At 46.3% G+C, this 21747-nt stretch carries 19 protein-coding genes and 1 tRNA gene; 6 read left to right on the top strand and 14 right to left on the bottom strand.

The window, feature by feature from the left end; translation table 11 throughout:
* Positions 1-2: 2 nt before the first annotated feature.
* Genes C2740_RS03435 through hrpA form a run of 3 tightly spaced genes read right to left on the bottom strand, consistent with a single transcriptional unit; the run spans position 3 to position 5873 of the window.
* Positions 3-791: a polysaccharide deacetylase family protein gene (locus C2740_RS03435; protein ID WP_215294013.1), complete on the bottom strand. Its 789-nt coding sequence runs from the start codon at positions 789-791 to the stop codon at positions 3-5.
* Positions 792-800: 9 nt separating this feature from the next.
* Positions 801-1817: a cytochrome D1 domain-containing protein gene (locus tag C2740_RS03430; RefSeq protein WP_215294012.1), complete on the bottom strand. Its 1017-nt coding sequence runs from the start codon at positions 1815-1817 to the stop codon at positions 801-803.
* Positions 1818-1877: 60 nt separating this feature from the next.
* Entirely contained in the window at positions 1878-5873 is a 3996-nt protein-coding gene (gene hrpA / locus C2740_RS03425; RefSeq protein WP_251369687.1) for an ATP-dependent RNA helicase HrpA, read from the bottom strand.
* Positions 5874-5926: 53 nt separating this feature from the next.
* On the opposite strand from hrpA, the gene argA reads away from it, so the two are divergent.
* Together argA and C2740_RS03415 are read left to right on the top strand one after the other, a co-directional pair.
* A complete protein-coding gene (gene argA / locus C2740_RS03420; RefSeq protein ID WP_215294011.1) occupies positions 5927-7291 on the top strand; it encodes an amino-acid N-acetyltransferase in 1365 nt (454 codons plus the stop codon).
* A gap of 14 nt (positions 7292-7305) precedes the next feature.
* Complete coding sequence (locus C2740_RS03415; protein ID WP_062308940.1) at positions 7306-7578, top strand: oxidative damage protection protein; 273 nt, start codon at positions 7306-7308, stop codon at positions 7576-7578.
* 259 nt (positions 7579-7837) lie between these two features.
* Here C2740_RS03415 and rpiA read toward each other — a convergent pair whose 3' ends face one another.
* Positions 7838-8548 (bottom strand): ribose-5-phosphate isomerase RpiA, encoded by a 711-nt coding sequence (rpiA, locus tag C2740_RS03410; RefSeq protein WP_215294010.1) that lies wholly within the window; start codon positions 8546-8548, stop codon positions 7838-7840.
* Between the two features lie 105 nt (positions 8549-8653).
* Between rpiA and tal the strand changes: the two genes are divergently transcribed.
* Positions 8654-9619: a transaldolase gene (tal, locus tag C2740_RS03405; RefSeq protein ID WP_215294009.1), complete on the top strand. Its 966-nt coding sequence runs from the start codon at positions 8654-8656 to the stop codon at positions 9617-9619.
* Positions 9620-9640: 21 nt separating this feature from the next.
* On the opposite strand, the gene rlmB is transcribed toward tal, so the two are convergent.
* Together rlmB and rnr are read right to left on the bottom strand one after the other, a co-directional pair.
* On the bottom strand, positions 9641-10399 hold the full coding sequence (gene rlmB, locus C2740_RS03400) for a 23S rRNA (guanosine(2251)-2'-O)-methyltransferase RlmB (RefSeq protein WP_215294008.1): 759 nt from the start codon (positions 10397-10399) through the stop codon (positions 9641-9643).
* A 16-nt stretch (positions 10400-10415) separates the two neighbouring features.
* Entirely contained in the window at positions 10416-12800 is a 2385-nt protein-coding gene (gene rnr / locus C2740_RS03395) for a ribonuclease R (RefSeq protein ID WP_215294007.1), read from the bottom strand.
* A gap of 157 nt (positions 12801-12957) precedes the next feature.
* Between rnr and C2740_RS03390 the strand changes: the two genes are divergently transcribed.
* Positions 12958-13044 (top strand) — tRNA-Leu (locus C2740_RS03390).
* A 63-nt stretch (positions 13045-13107) separates the two neighbouring features.
* Here C2740_RS03390 and C2740_RS03385 read toward each other — a convergent pair.
* From C2740_RS03385 to C2740_RS03365, 5 genes are read right to left on the bottom strand one after another with little or no spacing between them, the layout of a single operon-like run.
* Positions 13108-13434 carry an AzlD domain-containing protein gene (locus C2740_RS03385; RefSeq protein ID WP_215294006.1) on the bottom strand — a complete coding sequence of 109 codons (327 nt, stop codon included), beginning with the start codon at positions 13432-13434 and terminating at the stop codon, positions 13108-13110.
* Positions 13431-14159 (bottom strand): AzlC family ABC transporter permease, encoded by a 729-nt coding sequence (locus tag C2740_RS03380; RefSeq protein ID WP_215294005.1) that lies wholly within the window; start codon positions 14157-14159, stop codon positions 13431-13433. The genes C2740_RS03385 and C2740_RS03380 overlap by 4 nt, the downstream gene beginning before the upstream one ends.
* 9 nt (positions 14160-14168) lie before the next feature.
* Complete coding sequence (locus tag C2740_RS03375; RefSeq protein ID WP_215294004.1) at positions 14169-14666, bottom strand: hypothetical protein; 498 nt, start codon at positions 14664-14666, stop codon at positions 14169-14171.
* Positions 14667-14687: 21 nt separating this feature from the next.
* On the bottom strand, positions 14688-15371 hold the full coding sequence (locus C2740_RS03370) for a dienelactone hydrolase family protein (protein WP_215294003.1): 684 nt from the start codon (positions 15369-15371) through the stop codon (positions 14688-14690).
* 28 nt (positions 15372-15399) lie between these two features.
* On the bottom strand, positions 15400-16677 hold the full coding sequence (locus C2740_RS03365) for an MFS transporter (RefSeq protein WP_215294002.1): 1278 nt from the start codon (positions 16675-16677) through the stop codon (positions 15400-15402).
* Between C2740_RS03365 and C2740_RS03360 the strand changes: the two genes are divergently transcribed.
* Both C2740_RS03360 and C2740_RS03355 read left to right on the top strand, forming a co-directional pair.
* The gene (locus C2740_RS03360; RefSeq protein ID WP_251369686.1) at positions 16661-17206 is read left to right on the top strand and encodes a hypothetical protein; all 546 of its coding nucleotides are present in this window, start codon (positions 16661-16663) and stop codon (positions 17204-17206) included. The genes C2740_RS03365 and C2740_RS03360 overlap by 17 nt on opposite strands.
* A gap of 78 nt (positions 17207-17284) precedes the next feature.
* Entirely contained in the window at positions 17285-17440 is a 156-nt protein-coding gene (locus C2740_RS03355) for a hypothetical protein (protein ID WP_215294001.1), read from the top strand.
* A gap of 98 nt (positions 17441-17538) precedes the next feature.
* Here C2740_RS03355 and C2740_RS03350 read toward each other — a convergent pair whose 3' ends face one another.
* The 3 genes from C2740_RS03350 to C2740_RS03340 all read right to left on the bottom strand — a co-directional run bounded on the left by C2740_RS03350 (position 17539) and on the right by C2740_RS03340 (position 21717).
* Entirely contained in the window at positions 17539-18030 is a 492-nt protein-coding gene (locus C2740_RS03350) for a hypothetical protein (protein WP_215294000.1), read from the bottom strand.
* Positions 18031-18099: 69 nt separating this feature from the next.
* Positions 18100-20316 carry a malate synthase G gene (locus tag C2740_RS03345; protein WP_215293999.1) on the bottom strand — a complete coding sequence of 739 codons (2217 nt, stop codon included), beginning with the start codon at positions 20314-20316 and terminating at the stop codon, positions 18100-18102.
* A gap of 60 nt (positions 20317-20376) precedes the next feature.
* Positions 20377-21717 (bottom strand): adenylosuccinate synthase, encoded by a 1341-nt coding sequence (locus C2740_RS03340; protein ID WP_215293998.1) that lies wholly within the window; start codon positions 21715-21717, stop codon positions 20377-20379.
* Positions 21718-21747 lie beyond the last annotated feature (30 nt).

Genomic DNA, 21747 nt, shown 5'->3' with positions numbered 1-21747 from the left:
TCTTATTTTGACTGATCTGCCAAATTTTTGTGCGCCTTGGGCAAAGTAGCAAAGCAGAATCCACGAGCTTTGAGGTTGACGATCAATTGCTCCAATACAGCAGGCGCCCAAGGATCCTTTCTGGACCAGATACCCAGGTGAGCCATCGCAATATCGCCGTCTTTAATATCGCGACTAGCCTTTTCTAGAAGTTGGTCATTGGGATGCTTATCGGAGTTGAGTTCATCCCCCAGAAAACCTGCCGGCGCCCAGCCAATGTGTTCATAGCCACACATATCCCCCATCCGAATTAATGTCGGTGAAGTTTTTCCACCCGGGGCACGCCAGATCTTTTGCAAAGGCTGGCTGGTTAATTCCTGGAAGCGCTGATCTACCTTACGAATCTCTTTACACATTGCCGCTTCGTTATACAGAATAGTCTCTCCTGCTTTTGGTCCAAATTGAGGCCTCTCAAAGACCTGCCCTTTGGGTCCATCTTTGACAAAATAAGTATGGTCATAAGTGTGGCTACCGAAGTGATGGCCCTCTTTAAGCCGCTCCTGCCAATAGGCTCTCCATGAATCGTCTAAAGCAAAGTCACCTCGGAAAGTTTTTTCATTAGAAAGGAAAAAGGTAGCTTTGACATTGTGTCGCTTCAGAGTTTCAGCAACTTTTTCAGCGACCGACATATTACCAGTATCAAACGTGAGGTAAACCGTTTTATTACAACTTGCAGTTTGAGCGTGTGCGCCAAATGCAAAACAGCCGAGTATGAAGGCGGCTGTTAAATAAATCATTTGTTTGCACTTCATGATGAAAACTTATTCCCAGGATGCTCTAGGATAGAAAAATACGCCGTGTGGTGATTTGCCCACCGGAATCACGGTCAATAATTTCATAGAGGGAATATCAATCACACCAACCTTTTTAGAAAAACGAAAGGTGACCCATAAGGTTTTACCATCAGGGGTGATTTCCATATCATCTGGACCAGATGGCAGGCCAGTAATATCGCCCACCTTCTCCAGAGTTTGCATATTGATGAGGCTGATAGTGGATGCAATACGGTTGCTCACAAATACCTGCTTCTTATCGCCTAAGGGACGGAAGTTATGGGCGCCCTTACCCGTCAGGATGCGCTTTACCTCCTTGCGATTCTTCCAATCAATTACTTGCACATTATCTTCACCAGTAATACCAACCAATAAATACTGATCTCCAGGGGTCATCCACAGGCCAGCAGGCACCTTACCTGTAGGCATCACCCAAAGAATTTTTTGGGTTTCCAAATCGATTGCTGCAAGCTCGCTGGAATCTTGCAAGGTGATAAATGCAATTTTGCTATCCGAGGTGAATGCAATGTGACTTGGTGTCTTTGCTAACTTCACCGTTCCAGCCAATTTCAGATCAGCGCCATTAGCAGCATAAATATCCACACGGTCTAAGCGATTGCCATTTGCCACAAACCATTTGTGATTTGGTGAATAGCCAATTTGGTAAGGATCAATGATGTTCGGTATTCTGCCTGTTAACTCACCAGTGCTTGGGTTCATTAATACAACATCATTACCGGCTGCATTGGCAACCAATAATGTTTTTTGATCGGGGGTCATCATCAAGTGATGAGGTTCCTTACCAACCGTCATCGTTTTCATCACTTGGCGACTTTGCATATCAATCAAACTGACTGAGGCAGCGCCAGAATTTAAGATGATGGCGACTTTTGGTTCGGTTGATGCTATAGCCTCGGCAAATACAGGATAAGCATGTGAGAGAAGTGCCAATATTGCAGATCCCGCAATATTGCGAAAACCTCTAATCGTGATAAATGTGTACATCCCTCCATTGTAAGCAATCGAGGGCTCACAAATCCCCCTCTCAAGCACATTGGATTTGACCTAGCGCAAACTAGCCAAAACCTTTTCCAGTCTCTTTAGGGACATTGGGGTTGGAGTTTTGAGCTCTTGAGCATACAAAGCGACCCTCAACTCCTCGAGTTGCCACCGAAAATCCTGCAAAGCCTGGTCCTCGGTCATGGCATAAGAAGCTGAACCCCTGCCTCCTTGTAGCAACTTTTGCCAGGGTCTGGCAACCGACTCCCAGTCTTTTTGACATTGGGCATCACGGCTAGGGTTGGCGCGTAACTTATCAATCCTCATGGCAATCGCTTTTAAGTAGCGCGGTAAATGTACCAGTTGCCCATAAGGAATTTCAGCAACAAACCGAGGAAAGATCAATCCTTGCATTTGCGTTTGTATATCTGCATAAGCAGTAGGTGAAGCCGCTTTTGCACTAGCTACCTTCTTCTGCAAATCAGCGTGGGCTTGAAGGGCATTTAAGGCGTGCCGGGAAATTTCTTGGGCGATGAGAGCCAATCGCGGTTTACCGGCTTGTAATTGCATGGCAAATTGCTCAGCATTGACTGGCAGCGTTTCGGAGACAAATGCGCGCTCAAGTGCTACATTCAGAATTTGCTCAATCAATTCTTCTACAGAACCCACATTAATAAATAGCAATCCTAGCTCGCGAATACCTGGCAATTGTTTTTGCAAGGACTTCAGTGTGTCTTTATTGTTAAGCGCGAAGAGACGACGTAATCCTAAGTGATGTTGCTTTCTGGCTTCCAGCAAATCATCAAAGACTTCTAAATCGCAGTAGTCGCCACGATCCACCAAAGCTGGGTAGCCGAATAAAGTTTTATTTCCCTTCTGAATCTCTAGAGTTTCTGGTAGCTCACCAAACTCCCAAGAACGATAGCCCCCCTGCTCTACTGTACGTGCCTTCTCATCAAGTTTGGAGCCAGCCTTAGGCGCCTCTACCCCCAACTCTGCTTGTGCAGCCTCTTGCGCAATCGCCTGAAAAGCGCTGCGGGCAGTTTCTCCATACTCGGAACGTAAGCGAGCAAGATTTCTTTCTACTTCAAGCTGACGACCATGTTCGTCAATCAACCTAAAATTCATCGATGAGTGCAAAGGTAACGCTTCAGGTCTAAAGTCGGTCCGCTTAATTTCAAGGCCGCGTTCTTGACGTATATCGTTAATTAGACTGTCTAAAAAGTCGCCCACCCCAAATTGCTTACCTTCCAAAGTACGCTCTAAGAATGACTTTGCATAGTCGGGAAGTGGCACACAGTGACGCCGCAACTTCTGTGGCAAGGATTTGAGTAGCAGCAGCACCTTCTCTTCACACATACCAGGAACCAACCATTCACATCGACGTCCATCTACTTGATTAAGTTGCGTTAATGGCACAACCAAGGTGACACCGTCTTTTGGACTTCCGGGCTCAAAGTGATATGTGAGATTGAGCTCCGCTCCACCAACCATCATTATCTTAGGATAGCGATCGACCGTAATACCTGCAGCCTCGTGGCGCATCAGGTCGGCCTTCTCGAGTCTCAACTGGCTGTCAAGCCCAGGTTCTTTCTTGAACCATGCTTTGAGACCTTCGCGATTGCAGACTTCTCTCGGAATGCGCGAGTCATAAAAAGCAAAGAGTAGATCATCATCAACTAAAACATCAGGGCGGCGTGAACGATGCTCAAGTGCTTCAATTTCTCTGATCAGGCGACAGTTATGCCAGAAGAAACTAAAAAGACCGGGGTATTTTTTCTTGGCATCAGATTCAGTTTCACGGTAGAGGGCTGGTGTATCCATGCGACCAAACATTTCTTCCTGAACTAAGGCTTGGCGGATAAATAACGCTCTTGCCGCTTCTGGATCATGCGGCTCATAACGAACTCGTCGACCATGATAGATAGGCAAACCATATAAAGTGCCACGCTCAAACGCCAAGACTTCACCCTGACGGTGATCCCAAAATGGGTCACTCAGAGTCTGAATGAGGCGATGGGCTGCAACCTTCTCCACCCACTGCGGCTCAATCTTGGCAATCGTTCGTGCATACATGCGATTGGTTTCTACTAACTCCCCAGCCAGGATCCAGGCCCCCGCTTTTTTACCAATGGTTGAGCCTGGCCAAATGAATGGCCGAATACCTCGAGCACCAACATAGCCACCCGACTTACTATTACGATCTTGAGACTTTTCGTCTTCTTCTTTTTTGGCAACATAACCGAGTAGGCCTGTGAGAAGCGATAAATGGACTTGCTCATATGTTGCAGCAAGAGCATTTTCTTTCCAACCCTTTTCACCCAGCATAGTATGCAATTGACCATGCACATCTCGCCACTCCCGTAAGCGGCGTGGCGATAAGAATTTACTTCTGCATACATTTTCTAATTGGCGATTGCTGTGTTTGTGTTGCAAGGCATCCTGGTACCAATTCCAGAGTTTTACGAAACTGAGAAACTCAGAGCGCTCATCAGCAAACTGGAGATGCGCTTGATCAGCAGCAGCACCCTGATCCATGGGTCGCTCACGGGGGTCTTGGGTTGCTAAAGCCGAAGCGATGATAGTGACTTCTTTTAAAGCATTGTGCTCTTTTGCAGCTAGCAGCATTCTGCCAATACGAGGATCCAGCGGTAAGTCTGCTAACTGCTTACCAATCGCTGTGAGCTTAAAGCTATTGTTGATATCTTTTCCATCGGTAGCATCTGATTCATCAAATTCAATTGCACCCAATTCATCAAGAAGCTGCACGCCATCAGCAATCGCTCTGCCTAGTGGTTTATCAATAAAGGGGAAGTGCTGAATCTTTGGCAGGCGCAATGCACTCATGCGCAGTAGCACTGCTGCCAATGAGCTTCGGAGAATTTCTGGGTCGGTAAATTTAGGGCGGTTTTGATAATCAAGCTCGCTATACAAACGAATGCAGATGCCGTCTGAGACACGGCCGCAACGCCCGGCCCGTTGATTGGCAGCCGCTTGCGAAATAGGCTCAATCTGTAGTTGCTCTACCTTATTACGATAAGAGTAGCGCTTTACTCTCGCCAAGCCACTATCAATCACATAACGAATATTGGGTACGGTTAAAGAAGTCTCGGCCACATTCGTTGTCAGAATAATGCGACGACCATTACCTGGACCAAAGACTCTTTCTTGTTCGGCTACCGATTGACGAGCGAACAAACTCAGAATTTCTGGATGAAAGCGTTGTTGCAGTACATGATCCTTGCGCAGCGTCTCTGCACAATCCCGAATCTCGCGCTCACCTGGTAAAAAGACCAACACATCTCCAGCACCTGATGTACCCTCGCGCCAAACGTTAGCAATTTCTTCTGCGACAGCATCTGGAATTTCTTTTGCAGCCTTGGATTCCTTTTTTCCATCAGGCTTGGAATCTGGCTCCAGCGGTGAATACCGCTGCTCCACTGGAAAGAGTCGGCCGCTAACTTCAATCACTGGGGCTGCTTTACCGTTGATTGCAAAGTGTTCTGCAAACCTTTGGGCATCTATTGTTGCCGAAGTGATGATAAGTTTGAGATCGGGCCTCTTTGGAAGTAGCTGTCTTAGGTAACCCAAGAGGAAGTCAATATTTAGGCTACGCTCATGTGCTTCATCGATGATGAGCGTGTCATAAGCTTTGAGCTGGGGGTCGCGCTGAGTCTCTGCCAAGAGGATGCCGTCTGTCATGAGCTTGACCGAGGCCGTTTGACTACTCTTGTCAGCGAAGCGCACTTGATAGCCAACATCTTGACCAATGGGAGAGCCAAGCTCTTGAGCAATTCGCTTGGCAGTCGCTGTAGCTGCTATTCGGCGGGGTTGGGTATGGCCAATTAATTTACCGCCGTTGATGGTGCCTCTACCAAGGTCTAAACAGATCTTGGGTAGCTGAGTAGTCTTACCCGAGCCGGTCTCACCACAGACAATTACCACCTGGTGGCTCTGCAAGGCATCCTTGATGATTTGCCTCTGACTAGAGACCGGCAATTCTTCCGGAAAGCGGATTTCGAGCCTGCGAGTGGTGTTGGAAGCAGGCACAGGCTTTGGCATTGCTTTGGGTTTTTGTTGGTTTATGGGCTCTTGCACCCTATAATTTTCTCACTATGCCAACAAATGCACCGAATCAGGCCTCAAGTGCCGAAGAATCTACCTCCAACTTCCCCTTTGTAGGGTGGTTGCGCGATGTTGCGCCCTACATTCACAGCTTCCGTGAAAAGACCTTTGTAATTGCTTTTGCTGGTGAGCTCGTCCAAGAAATTGGTCTTGAGAATCTCATTGAGGACATTGCCATGTTGCATGCCATGGGGATGCGCATTGTTTTAGTTCACGGCATTCGTCCACAAATTGAAGAGCAACTCATGTTGCGCAAAATCAAGAGTAAGTTTGGCAAAAGCTCTATTCATAGCTACCGTATTACTGATGCTGCCGCACTCGAGTGCGTCAAAGAAGCCGCTGGTGAATTGCGTCTCGATATTGAAGCAGCCTTTAGTCGTGGTTTACCTAACACCCCAATGGCGGGATCACGTATCTCCGTGATCTCTGGTAACTTTATTACTGCGATGCCTGTAGGTGTTGTGGAGGGTATTGATTACATCCATACAGGCTTAGTGCGTAAGGTCGACTCTACTTCTATCAAACTCTCTTTAGATAGCAATAAGATTGTCTTGCTCTCACCTTTGGGCTTCTCGCCAACCGGACAGGCATTCAATCTGGCTTATGAGGATGTGGCCGCCTCTACTGCTGCCTCTCTTAAGGCTGACAAGTTGATTTTCTTAAGCCCTTATGAAGGCTTGCATGATGCAGAAGGCGATCTGATTACAGAGTTATCCCTGCCACAGCTCCAAGACTATATGGCAGGCAACAAGGATTTAGATGTTGGCATGAAGAGTCTACTCAACATTTCCGGCAGAGCGATCAGAGCAGGCGTAAGTCGCGTTCATTTCTTACCTTGCAATCAAGATGGTGCTTTGCTTGAAGAGCTCTTTACCCATGATGGCATCGGCATGATGCTTGCTTCATCTGATATTGAGAACTTGCGTGAAGCCAATCAGGATGATGTGGGCGGTATTTTGCAGTTGACCATGCCTCTAGAAGAAGAAGGTATCCTGGCTGCTCGTGGTCAAGATGTGATTGAGCGTGATATTCAGCGCTTCTCAGTCATTGAGCATGATCGCGTTCTATTCGGCTGTGCTGCCCTCTTTCCATTTCCCAACGGCGTTGGTGAACTCGCATGCCTGGCAGTTGATCCAGACGTTCAAGGTTCAGGTGATGGCGAGCGTCTTCTAAAGCGTGTAGAGATGCGTGCCAAACAAGAAGGTATTAAAAAATTATTTGTGCTCACCACTAGAACAGAGCATTGGTTCTTAAAGCGCGGCTTTAAAAGGGCAAGTGTTGAAGACCTGCCTGGAGAAAGAAAACAAATTTATAACTGGGACCGTAAGTCCATGGTTTTAACTAAAGATCTATAAGAAAGGCATTACAGATGGCACGGATGGTTCAATGTATCAAGCTCAACAAAGAGGCTGAAGGAATGGATTTTGCTCCGCTACCCGGTGAGCTTGGTAAAAAGATTTGGAATCAAGTATCCAAAGAGGCTTGGGCTGCTTGGTTAAAGCAGCAAACTATGTTGATTAACGAAAACCGCCTCAATATGGCTGATCCCCGCGCGCGCCAGTACCTTTTAAAGCAAGTTGAGAAATACTTCTTTGAAGGTGGTGCGGATATGGCGCAAGGCTACGTTCCACCAGCGGAATAAAGCGCTACATCTGCAGTATTGCGGCACAGCATTAGTAAATTAATAAAACTTGTTCCCAGCTGTTGACACTCTATCTATGCAGGCATAGGATGTAATCGTAGTGAGGCAGTGATTGTGCTCCACTACATTGGCGAAAGCCATTCAGAATGAGCGTATCTATATGCTCATAGGCTAAGGAACTAAATCTCTTCCGAGTGCCTGCGCCATGCAAACCATGGCAAACAACCCGATGGGCATACCCCGTCGGGTTTTTTATTATCTAGAGCAGGATTCTTTCTACACCAGAGGCATTACTCACCAGCAGAATGTTTGCTTTTTCTTTAGCAAACAATCCAACCGTAATCACGCCAGCGATCTGATTTAGTTGTGCTTCCATTTGAATAGGGTCAGCAATCTGTAGACCCGCCACATCCAATATCCACCCACCATTATCAGTAACAAAAGGTTCGCTTAGGGTTTGATTTAAATCTGCACGGGTATTTTTTGCCAGACGCAGCGTGACCTTGCCACCGAATTTTTCTAATTCCCTGCTTACGACACCTTTGGCAAGTGGAATGATTTCTACTGGTAACGCAAAGTTACCCAGCACTGGAACTTGTTTAGATGAATCACAGATGCAGATAAATTGCTTGGCCATGGAAGCAATAATTTTTTCTCGGGTTAGCGCACCACCACCACCTTTGATCATGTGGCCCGTTGGATCGATTTCATCAGCACCATCGACATAGGCGGGTAAGCCAGTGACATCATTGGGATCTAAAACCTGGAAGCCATGTTTGAGTAAACGCTCTGTTGTTGCATTTGAACTCGATACCGCCCCTACGAAATGATTTTTGTGTGGAGCTAAGGCATCAATAAAGCAGTTAACAGTTGAGCCTGTACCAACCCCTAAAATTTGCCCTGCTGGCAACTTTAAGACTTCATCACGAGCCGCCTCGCCTACCATTTGTTTGAGTTGATCTTGGTTCATAAGCCTGCTAAATGCCTTTATTGAAACTGAGTCATTAATACATCTATCATATGATATTCATCAAAAACCGACTACTGTAGACCCCTTATTTAGACCAATCTAGCCATGAATAACACTTCTTCAGCCCCAAACCAACTAGAGCAACTTAAAAAGCTCACTACGGTCGTTGCCGATACTGGTGATTTTGAGCGCATGCAAGTATTTCAACCACAGGATGCCACGACTAACCCGTCGCTCATCCTCAAAGCAGCCCAACAAAGCAATTATCAAAGCTTAGTGCAGTCAGTAAAAGATGCCCATCGCGGAATGAGTCCCACTGACTTGGTTGACTATATCTTGGTAGCGTTTGGTTTGGAGATTCTGAAAATTGTTCCAGGGCGCGTTTCTACTGAAGTCGATGCCCGACTCTCTTTTGATACCAAGGCAACGGTTGCTAAGGCCAAGCATATTATTGCTTTATATGAGTCGCATGGGATTGAGCGCAAACGTATTTTGATCAAGCTTGCTGGCACCTGGGAAGGTATTGCTGCTGCAAAAGAATTAGAAGCTGAAGGCATTCATTGCAATATCACTTTACTCTTCTCACTCATTCAGGCGGCTGCTTGTGGCGCAGCAAACGCAAAGCTGATCTCCCCATTTGTGGGCCGCATTACCGATTGGAATAAGTCCAAGTTGGGTAGCAATTGGAGTGATGAAATGAATGGGGGCGCCAATGATCCTGGCGTGACTTCAGTCAAGAAAATATTTACCTATTACAAACACTTTGGCATCTCTACCGAGATCATGGGTGCCAGTTTTCGGAATACTACTCAGATCCTCGAGTTAGCGGGCTGTGATTTGCTAACAATTAGCCCGGAGCTTTTAGCTGAACTGCAAAGTAGCACCTCACCTGTTATTAAAAAGTTGGATGCAGATAGCGCTCATGCGGAAAAAATTACTCCGCTAAAGCTAGATGAGTCTAGCTTCCGTCTGCAACTCAATAATGACCCAATGGCGACCGAGAAATTGGCCGAAGGTATTCGTAATTTCTGTATTGATACAGAAAAACTTGAAGCACTGCTAGCGAAGTAAGTCGCTAGCAGTTTCTACCTATTAATTCTTGGCAGCTTTCGCTAGGCGCTGTCTTAATGCCTCATACAGGCATACGCCACTTGCAACAGAAACATTCAAACTTTCTACTACACCTTGCATGGGTATGCGTACGAGCTCATCACAGGTTTCTTTTGTAAGGCGACGCATGCCCTCGCCTTCAGCTCCCATCACTATTGCAATGGGGCCAGTGAGATCGAGGTCATAGATTGATTTTTCAGCCTCATCGTCTGTGCCAATTAACCAGACGCCTGCTTCCTGCATCTCCTTCATGCTACGCACAAGATTGGTCACAGTAATTACGGGCATGACTTCAGATGCCCCACTCGACACCTTGCTGACGGTCGCATTAATAGAGGCGGAACGATCTTTTGGAATCACTACCGCATCAACACCTGCCCCGTCAGCCACACGCAGGCAAGCACCAAAGTTATGTGGATCAGTAACACCATCTAAAACCAAGAACAATGGTTGCTTCTGAGCGCTCTCTGCATCTTCTACTACTTCAGTAATGGTCCGTGCGATGGTCATTTTTTCAGCCAAAGCAACGACGCCTTGGTGACGATCATGCCCAGTAAGCTTATGTAAACGCTCGGCATCAGCAGCATGCAAACGCTCACCCAATACCTCTTCAGCTTGCTTTAAAAAATCCCCCATGCGCCTATCGCGACGACTGGGATCAAAGTAAACCGCTTTCAAACTATCTGGGTCAACGCGTAAGCGTGCCTGAACCGCATGAAAACCAACTAATATTTGTTTCATCTATTTTGTGCGCTTTTTATTTACGGCGGGTAGCTCTAGTGTTTCGTACTGGTGGTTTTGTGCCAGCAGGTTTACCAGGAGTTCTTCCAGGATTTGATTTACCATTCTTGCGGCTGGCTTTGCTCTTAGATTGGTTGGCACTGAGTGTTCCAGCAGACTTTGCAGCATTCACATTTATGCCGCTAGGCTTTTGTGGGGTTTTGCTTTCTGGCCTACTCTTTTTAGATGCAGCTTTCTTATTTGGCCTACCAGTATCAGCAGCCAATAGCAATTGACGGCGACTAGATGCGCCACTTATCTCTGCACCTATCGATTTGACGAGACTAAATTCAATCTTACGTGCATCTAAATCAACACGACTAACTAAAACATGCAAGCGATCACCTAAACGATAACGAATGCCCGTTCTTTCTCCGCGCAACTCTTGACGAGCCTCGTCATACTGAAAGTAATCACCACCCAATTCAGTAACGTGAACCATACCTTCGACAAACAGGTTCTCGAGCTGAATAAATAATCCAAAGTTAGCAACACTCGTTACGGTGCCGGCATATTCTTGGCCTAAATGATCACGCATGTAGTAACACTTGAGCCATGCCTCAACATCGCGTGAGGCTTCATCGGCGCGACGCTCATTGGATGAGCAATGCACGCCCAATTGACCCCAAATTGGCAAAGCGGCATTAGCACCTTTGGGTGGTCTAGCGCCTTTGGCGGCGACTGCTTTAGCGTCACTATGAGACTTCTTAGCATTTACTGCATTCTCGCGACCTTTGCCTTTGCGTGGTAGCGTCAGATTTAGAGGCACAGTTGCTGGGAGCACGGGAGCGTAAGGCTTCTTCTGCAGTATCGACTTAATCACACGATGTGTAAGTAAGTCTGGATAGCGACGAATCGGACTGGTGAAATGAGAGTACGCTGGATATGACAAGCCAAAGTGACCTTCATTATCTGGCTGATACATAGCCTGCTGCATAGAGCGCAACACCACTGACTGCAACATATTGGCATCAGGGCGATCTTTGATCTCACGCATCAATTTTGCAAAATCACGAGGTTTTGGTTTCTCACCGCCATCCAAAGAAAGGCCTGAGGTTCTTAATACCTGGCGCAAGGTCACCAACTTCTCTTCAGAAGGCTCGCCATGCACGCGATACAGACTCAAGTGCTTATTCTTGTCGATGAAATCAGCAGCACAAACGTTTGCTGTCAACATGCACTCTTCAATTAAGCGGTGGGCATCATTGCGCAGGCGCGGCTCAATCCGCAAAATCTTACCAAGCTCATTACTAATGATCTGAGTCTCGGTAGTCTCGAACTCGATGGCACCCCGCTTCTCACGCGCAGATAACAAGATCTTGAATAAAGAGTAGAGGTTACCAAGCAGTGGGCGGAACTGGGCAAATCGAGCAGCCTCAGGCCCCTTACTATTCGATAGAATCTCCCAAACCGTGTCATAAGTGAAACGTTGCGCAGAATGCATTACCGCAGGGTAGAACTGATAGGCCAAGACAATACCGTTGTTATCCACCACAGAGTCACAGACCATACACAAACGATCTACTCCAGGATTGAGGGAGCACAGACCATTGGAGATCTTCTCGGGCAACATTGGAATAACGCGCCTTGGAAAATAGACTGAAGTAGCGCGCAACAAACCTTCGTCATCTAATGGATGGCCTGGTTTAACGTAATGCGACACGTCGGCAATACCTACAATCAAGCGCCAAGCTTTGGTCTTGCCGTACATGATGGGTTCGCAATACACCGCATCGTCGAAGTCTCTAGCATCTGCGCCATCAATGGTAACCAAAGGGATATCGCGCAAATCTACGCGCCCCTCTAAGTCCTCTTGCTGAACTGAGTCTGGGAGTGCTGCAGCCTCTTTCATCGCTGCAGCCGAGAACTCGTGAGGCACACCATACTTACGGACAGCGATTTCGATCTCCATGCCGGGATCATCAATCTCGCCCAAAACCTCAACCACTCGACCAACAGCTTGGCGATAACTATCGGGGTAGTCAATAATCTCGACACTGACCACCTGACCTAATTTAGCCTGTCCTTGCCCCTTCGGCGGAATCAAAATGTCATGACCAATTCGATTATCTTCAGGCGCAACAATGAGAACGCCGTTTTCATTTAACAGGCGACCAATGACAACTTTGTTGGCATGCAGAACCACCTCAACAATCTGCCCTTCTGGCCGACCACGTCGGTCTGTTCCTAACACCCTGACATTGACTCTATCGCCATGCATGACACGAGACATCTCTCGCTCAGAGAGAAAAATATCTTCACCACCATCATCGGGAATGACAAATCCAAATCCATCTCGGTGACCCTGGACTGTTCCTAAACGATCAGCCTCACGCGGCACCAAGTCTTTTGCTTTACGCATTTAATTCCTTCGGCAATACATGCCCTTGCTATATATCTATTGATATCTATTTTTGTTATGAATAAGGCTACTGTATCAAACCATCGAGTCTGTAGGAAAAAAGACAAATTAGCCCAGAAAAGCCCCTGGAATAGCCATCCCTCTATAATAGAGGCATGCCCAGGTGGCGAAATTGGTAGACGCACCAGCTTCAGGTGCTGGCGATCGTAAGGTTGTGGGGGTTCGAGTCCCTTCCTGGGCACCAAACACTCCTACTTGACCTTATATGGGGTCAAATTGGCATATTGCAAGCCACCATCTCACCTACTTACGCGAACCAAAACCGAACAGCTGTATAAACTGCCATTCCTATCACGAGGGTTGGAATCATTTTCTTGCTGAAATAAAAGGCAATCATTGCCGCAATTCCTCCCCAAATATTGGGAAGTCTTAGGTTAAATTCAGCAATGCTGGAGGCGCTGACTGGTAAAAAGATTTCAGGTGCCAAAATTGCAATCAATGCAGCCAAAGGTGCATAACGAATGGTCTCTAGACCCCATTCTGAAATCTTGATGCGATCGCCCAGCAGAATAAAGAAACTGCGTGCCACTACAGTAACAATGATCATGCCAATAATGAGATAAGCAATACTCATGAGATCACCCCTTCTTTTGGAGATTTATCTAAAACCATCCCCACAAATACAGCAGCACCAATGGCTAAAATAATATTGAGTCGAAACGTAATGCCGTAGGTCATGACCGCAACAACCCCGGCAGTGACTGCAGCCCATCTTGCCGAAGCGCGATCCAACATTGGTCCAATAATGACAACCAAAGCAACGGCACCAGCAAACTCCAAGCCCCAGTCCTTTGGAATTTGACTGGCAAGCAAAATTCCAGTGATAGAGCTGACCTGCCAAGCAAGCCAGTTGGCAGCTTGAAAGCCCATCATGGAATACAGGCGCAGGTGCTCTTTATCGGCAGCCAATTCTTCTTTTGTCTCCGGTTTTGGGAAGCGCTTAATGTGCGATAGATATGAAAAGTCCGTAGTGAAATAGCCCAACACAATTCTGCGCCAAGTAGATAGATAGGCAAAATGGGCTTGCAATCCGAGACTGAAAATAACAAAGCGTAAGTTCACCATAAAAGAAGTGAGCAATATCACCCAAATAGGTGCGCCCACCGCAATTAGAGGTAGTGCAGCGAGTTGAGCTGAGCCTGCGTATACCAGCAGACTCATTGCAATGGCTTGCTGAACAGTTAAGGTGGACTTTGCCATAGCAATGCCAGTCACCAAACTCCACGTCAAGATCGTCACAGCAGAATGCGACATCTCCTTAAAGCCATGAATAAATTCCCGCTGTTGTGCCGGCGTCATTTGAGAGGACTAGATGCCCATGGATCGATGCAAAATCTTGGGTTTCATTTCTTCCCAAAGACTTTCAAAATCTTCTAGCTTTGCCTCCGATAGCTTGACCGACTCAAAGAGTTTTCCAAAAACAATTGATGTTTTCTTGACTAGCGTTTTATCAAACTCGGTAAGAGCAATTGGCTTATCGTCCATATCTCGCGTTAACTCTGCAGAGCAAACGATTGCCTCTTCATCATCACGATCCACAATTGCAAACTCGATATATTGCTGATTCTTTTCAACGATCACTAAGGTGCCACGCGCATAAGAGACAGCATCATGTTCTTTAACGATATATGCCAAAAACTGATCCTCCTCTTCCTTCTCCATGCCCAAATCATCGATGAAGAATAAAAATTGATCTCCCTCACCGTTAACTAAGGTAAATACTTTTGGCACAACGCCATGCGCTAAGGCGAGATTGCGATAGTAAGCAGCAATTTCTACAGCAAGGTTTTCGGTGAATAAATGCATGATGCAGACCTTGATAGGTAATTAAGCTAAATTCTTTTTCAAGAATTCTAGGGTTCTATCCCAAGCCAATGTCGCTGCCTCGGCGTTGTATTCTAAAGGTGGCAAGCCACGGACAGCCGACTTTGGATTAGCAAAAGCATGCTTAGTATCGTAGCGATAAAATTCATAGCTAGCGCCAGCTTGTTTTAACTTCTCCTCTAGCTGATCAACGCCTGTAATGGAAAAGAACTCATCATGCAAAGCCCAGTGTGCCAACATCGGCTTCTGAATAGCTGCAGCATCTACATATTCCAAAGGAGGATAGCCGTACCAAACAATCGTGCCATCAAGCTCAGGAACATTACAGGCGGAAAGTACCGTCAGGGCACCGCCCATACAAAATCCAGTAACAGCAACCTTCTGACTACCAGTCGCTTTTAAATATTGAACTGCGCCACGAATATCTTGAGTAGCAGCATCGCCAAAGTTCAAGCCATTCATTAAATGCTCGGCCTCGTTTGCTTCAAGGGCTAACTTACCGCGATAGAGATCGGGGACTAGAGCACGATAGCCGGCTTTTGCCAAACGATCTGCCACTGACTTCACCTCATCATCCAAGCCCCACCACTCCTGAATGACCACAACGCCCGGAGCATTGGCTTTATCTGCAGGCTCTACCAAGTAGCCTTCAACAGAGTTACCGTCGGGTCTTTTAAACTGAATCATGTGGTCTCCTTGTGTGCCATGTGTTTCATCAAGTCTTTTCTAAATGCTTTTTTGCATCTGCGTGAATATATCCTACCAGCCAAAAAGTAAGTAGGCCACATACTGCAGCCCCATAACCAACCAGGTTGTAGTGTTGCATCATGCCATCCGCATTAATCGTCACTACCATACCAGCAACTACCGAAGCAATTCCGGATGCCAACATCTGCACTGAACCAATCAGACTCATAAAGGTTCCACGAATTTTGCTTTCAACCACTTGGCTTACCATTGCCATTGCCGGAATCATTCGTCCAGAAATTAAGATAAAGAATGTGGTGGAATTCAACAGCACAATCCACAATGGCGTCACCGGAAGATTAGTGGTGACAAGCAAAGGAACTAAGCTAATGATGGCAAGCACTCTAAAGACCTTTACCTTCCCATATCGATCAGCTAAATGACCAATCAACCGCGAGCTCATAAGCGTTGCCACCCCACCGCACAAATAGATTAGAGAAATATACGAATTATTAATTCCTACATTTGTAGTGAGATAAACGGCGATATATGGAATGACGGAAAATCCCGTCATCATAATGAGTCCCATAAATATAAAGGCCTTGATATGTTGAGGCGCAATCATAATCTTCAGAATTTGACTCAGTCGACTACCCTCATGCACATGATCTAAGTGCCCCGCAATCTTGGGGATATGCAAGTAGCCTACATAAAAAACCAAGGTTGAGATTGCGCCAATAAAGATAAATGGTGCGCGCCACCCTAAATAAGAGATGTGATGCGCTAGAAACAAGCTGAGGGGCACGCCTGCTACAGTGGACACTGAGAATGCAGCCATGACTGTTCCCAAGGCTTTACCTCGGCGCTCAAATGGAATTGAATCTGCCACAATGGTTTGCACCAGAGAACCAAGAATGCCCCCAAAGGCACCTGCGAATGCTCGTGCAATGAATAAGGTTTCATAATTTTGCGCCAAGCCGCAAGCTAGAGTAGCAATGATAAAAATTACGTAAAGACTTAAGAGCAACTGCCTACGCTCAAAGCGGTCCACATAATAGGTAGCAAAAATTCCTGCCGCGGCAGCAGCAAAGGTATAGGAAGAAAGTAAAAGCCCAAACTGATGGGTATTAATATTCAAGACCCGAATGAACTCTGGCCCAAGCGGCATCATGATCATGAAGTCCAAAATGTGGGTGAACTGTATGCCCGCTAAAGAAAACAAGAACAAACATTCTCGTTTTTGGGTTTCTGGACTATGGGTAATATTGTTCAATGCGCGCTTTACTTGAATGGTGCCGTATGACATTATCAACGCTGATGAGAAATTTGATATTTACACAAGCGCCGATAAGATGCCCCCAGTGACCTACCAATTTACCTACTTAGCACTCTTACAAGACATCCTGTTGGGTGTGGCTGGGATAGTTCTGATTTTGATATTCCACGGAATCTCGATTAATACCGTCTTGATGCGCTTCGAAAGAATGACCACAGCCAATCTTGCCAAAAAAGAGTATCACTGGGTCTTTCTCCACTTCTATCTCTCGTTCTGTTTTATTGCCCTCATACATATTGCAGAAGTGCTGATTTGGGCAACCTTCGTTTATCAGGCTCAGTTATTAAATAGCGGCATTGATGCAATCCTCTTTGCAGGTAGCTGCTATACGACCCTTGGATTTATTCAGGACATCTTGCCTGACGGCTGGAAGAGTTTGGCTTTTTTCATCTCCTTTAGCGGGCTTTTTTCACTTGCCTGGACCACTTCCATCATGATTGGTATGACAAGTACCTACCGAGAGACTTGGAAGCTAAAAAACCATCACCATAAGGTCTAAAAAGATTTATTTGCTGCCTCGCACCATTTCTCTGTAGTTTAGGGTATTATTAGGGTATACCCTTAAAGGAGCTCTAAAATGGCACATTCAAACTCAGTACAGTTTCACCAAGCACCACTCTTTAGTTTCAAGCCTTTGTTTGCGATTCGCGACTTTTTTGCCCTCATCGCAGCTGCATGGGCAGAGGCTAAAGTAATGGAGCAAAAAAGCCATAAAAATAGCGCAAATTGGTAATTTTTTACTGGTTTAACGCCAAATTTGACTATTTTCAGTCAATTTTGATAAAGCCCTTGAGCACTGCTCTGGGGCTTTTTTATTGGCTGTTGATGGGTCTATTTTTGAATGTAATAGCCATAAACACAGCGAGTTCCGCCGCGTGATGGATCGTGCGTATCTAGTATAACCCCATCAACTATGGCGGTTAAGTGCTTGGAAACCTTCACAATTAATATGCCATTCGGTAGTTCATCAGACCTCAGGTGAACCTGGCAGCCTGCACCGATCTTCATCGTTGGAACCCACTCAAAATCAAGCCCAAGGATGTAGTCATGAAACACATTTCGATGGTTTCCGTTACGAGGTGATGATCCCTTGCTATTAAGCCGCCTTGCCAAACGATCGCTCCGCAGTTCAGCATAACTCGCGTTAGCTTTTCTGAGATCCTCATAGACCTGAATATAGGGCAGCTTGGCAGCAATCGCGATCGACCTGACTACACAATCTCCAGCGCCGCCCTTAAAGCCCGCTTTTTCCCTGCCACCATCATTTAGCTGGAAAGGAAAAGTCTGCCTAGACTTGGAAAATAGATTTAGAAAGCTGAACATTTGGATGCCCCCAATAAAAAATGGATTTGCTTTGTGGGCAAATCCATCCTTACTGAGGCTTAGCCTAAATTACTTAGCGCCAGCTTTCTTCACTTCCAAACGCCAAGCGTGCAGCAGTGGCTCGGTGTAGCCGTTCGGCTGCTCAAGGCCTTTAAAGATCAAATCACTAGCGGCTTTATAAGCATAGGAATCTTTATAGTTCGGCATCATTGGCTTGTACAAAGCATCGCCAGCATTCTGGCCATCAACTACCTTGGCCATACGTTGCAATGTTTCATTCACTTGATCGGCTGTAACGATACCGTTTAGCAACCAGTTCGCAATATGTTGACTGGAGATACGTAAAGTAGCGCGGTCTTCCATCAGGCCTACATTATGAATATCAGGAACCTTGGAGCAACCAACACCTTGATCAATCCAACGCACTACATAACCCAAGATACCTTGGCAGTTATTTTCTAACTCCTGCTGAATCTCTTCTTTAGACCAATTCGCCTTCTCAACTACCGGAATCGTTAATAAGTCATTGATCAGCGCTTCTGCTTCAGCGGCAGTATCGAGCTTTTCCATTTCTTTTTGGAGATCAGCTACGTTCACCTGGTGATAGTGCAATGCGTGCAAGGTAGCAGCTGTTGGAGAAGGTACCCATGCAGTATTTGCACCCGCTTTAGGATGTACGATCTTCTGCTCAACCATTGCCTTCATCAAGTCTGGCATTGCCCACATACCCTTGCCGATTTGAGCGCGACCACGCAAGCCGCAATCTAAACCCGCAAATACGTTACGACGCTCATAAGCAGACAACCATTTACTGGCTTTCATATCACCTTTGCGCATCATAGGACCTGCATACATTGCTGTGTGCATTTCATCGCCAGTGCGGTCCAGGAAGCCAGTATTAATAAACGCAACACGTGCACCAGCAGCAGCAATTGCTGCTTTGATATTGGCACTCATACGACGCTCTTCGTCCATGATACCGAGCTTGACTGTATCTGCTGGCAAGCCGAGTAATTTTTCAACGCGACCAAAGAGCTCACCTGCAAAAGCAACTTCTTCAGGACTGTGCATTTTTGGCTTGACGATGTAAACAGAGCCTTTGCGTGTATTACCGATAGCCTGAGTCGCTGGACGATTGATGTCATATAGGGCAATCAATACGGTGACTACTGCATCCAAGATACCCTCGTAGATCTCTTTGCCTTCACCAGTAATGATGGCTGGGTTAGTCATCAAATGACCAACGTTACGAAGGAATAGGAGTGAGCGACCGTGCAAAGTCACTACGCCATCCTTAGCATTCACCGCACCGATACCCGCTGTGTACTTGCGATCTGGATTAAGTGCGCGCGTAATTGTCTTGTCACCTTTTTTTACTTCCTCAACTAAAGTGCCCTTCAAGATACCCAGCCAGTTTTCATAGGCAAGCACCTTATCATCGCCATCCACTGCAGCAATAGAGTCTTCCAAGTCCAAAATGGTAGAAAGTGCAGCCTCTAATACGACATCATTGATGCCAGCAGGATCGCTAGCGCCAATAGTCTTGCTCTTGTTAATTTCGATATCGATATGGATGCCGTTGTTACGTAACAAGATAGCGCTTGGTGCAGTAGCATCGCCTTGGTAGCCCACAAACTGCTTCTCATCAGCTAAGCCAGTCATACTGCCATCTTTGAGCTTAACGGCCAATTGGTTGCCATCAACTGTATAAGCCACTGAATCTTTATGTGAGCCTTTAGCCAATGGAGCAGATTGATCCAAGAAGTTACGTGCATAAGCTACTACCTTTGCACCACGAATCGGGTTATAAGCTCCCGCTTTGGTAGCGCCATCTTCTTCAGAGAGAACGTCTGTACCGTAGAGAGCATCATACAAAGATCCCCAACGCGCATTGGCTGCATTTAATGCATAGCGTGCATTAAGAACTGGAACTACCAACTGTGGGCCAGCTTGCAGCGCCAACTCATCATCGACATTCTGCGTTGTGCCAACTACTTTTCCTGGGACATCATCCAAGTAGCCAATTTCTTTTAAGAATTTGCGATAAGCAGGCATATCTTTAATTGGGCCTGGATTAGCTTGGTGCCATTTATCCAAATCCAATTGAAGACGATCACGCTTGGCAAGTAAGGCTTCATTTTTTGGACTTAAGTCCTTGACGATTTCATCAAAGCCCTTCCAAAAGTCAGCGCTCTTAATACCGGTACCTGGAAGAACCTTGTCTTCGATAAAGCGGTAAAGAGGAGTTGCTACTTGAAGGCTATTGCAAGTGGTACGTGCAGTCATTTTGTAAACCTTTGTCTCTAATGCGTTAGTTAATAAATATAGTTAGTCAATTATTTTCCATCAATCCTGGAAAGGATGCTGCAGCAAGATGGTCTCATCGCGTTCTGGGCCTGTAGAAACCATCGCAATCGGTTTTCCAGCTACTTCCTCGATGCGACGTAGGAAGTTTTGGGCCTCGCTTGGAAGCTTGCCCCACTCCCGAATACCGAAGGTTGTACCCCTCCAGCCCGGAAAATCTTCGTAAATTGGTTCGCAACGAGCAACAGATTCAGCGCCACGTGGTAACACATCGAGTTTTTTACTATCTAAGTTGTAGCCAACACACAAGCGAATCGTCTCTAAACCATCAAGAACATCTAATTTAGTGATACACAATCCAGAAAGTCCATTAATCTGAATAGAGCGCTTCAATGCAGCGGCATCCAACCAACCAGTGCGGCGTGGACGACCCGTTACAGAACCAAACTCCTTGCCGACTTCAGCCAAGCGAATACCAATTGGATCTTGCTTCGCTGGATTGTCATGATCATAGAGTTCACTTGGGAATGGGCCGGCACCAACACGCGTGCAATAGGCTTTGGTGATACCCAGGATGTACTGCAAAGAATCTGGACCAACGCCAGAACCAGCAGCGGCATTACCTGCCACACAGTTGCTGGAAGTGACATAGGGATAGGTGCCATGATCGATATCTAATAGAGTGCCCTGTGCACCTTCAAACAAGAGGTTTTGTCCCGCTTGCTCAGCGGCATAGAGTGCGCTAGAAACATCCACCACCATTGGTTTGATGCGCTCTGCATAAGACATTGCTTCGGCAAGAGTCTTTTCATAATTTACAGGCTCAGCACCGTAGTAATTAGTGAGCATGAAGTTGTGATACTCCAAGTTCTCACGCAATTGCTCGGCAAACTTCTCTGGGTAGAATAAATCTTGTACGCGCAGTGCACGACGCGCCACTTTATCTTCGTATGCTGGTCCAATACCGCGACCAGTTGTACCAATCTTCGCTTCACCACGCTTCTTCTCACGGGCATGATCAATTGCAACGTGATAAGGCAGGATCAATGTAGTAGCTTCAGAAATCTTCAAGCGGGATTGAACATCCAAGCCAGCAGCTTCGAGTTCGCCAATTTCTTTAAAGAGCGCTTCTGGTGATAGAACTACACCGTTGCCGATATAGCAGATCACTTCCTTATGCATGATTCCAGATGGGATCAAGCGCAGAATAGTCTTCTTATCGCCAATGATGAGTGTGTGGCCCGCATTGTGACCGCCCTGAAAGCGAACTACCGCTTTTGCATGGTCCGTTAACCAGTCGACCACTTTACCCTTGCCCTCATCACCCCACTGGGTGCCAATGACAACTACGTTACGACCTTTAGCTTGCTGCTTTGAAGACATATTGAAATCCAAAAAGATAATTACAAATGG

Origin of the sequence: Polynucleobacter sp. MG-5-Ahmo-C2 (assembly GCF_018687735.1) — a bacterium.
In the GTDB taxonomy this organism is placed as follows: Bacteria; Pseudomonadota; Gammaproteobacteria; order Burkholderiales; family Burkholderiaceae; genus Polynucleobacter.
Note: the sequence above shows the minus strand (reverse complement) of the source record. Positions and strands in the feature narration are given on the sequence as shown.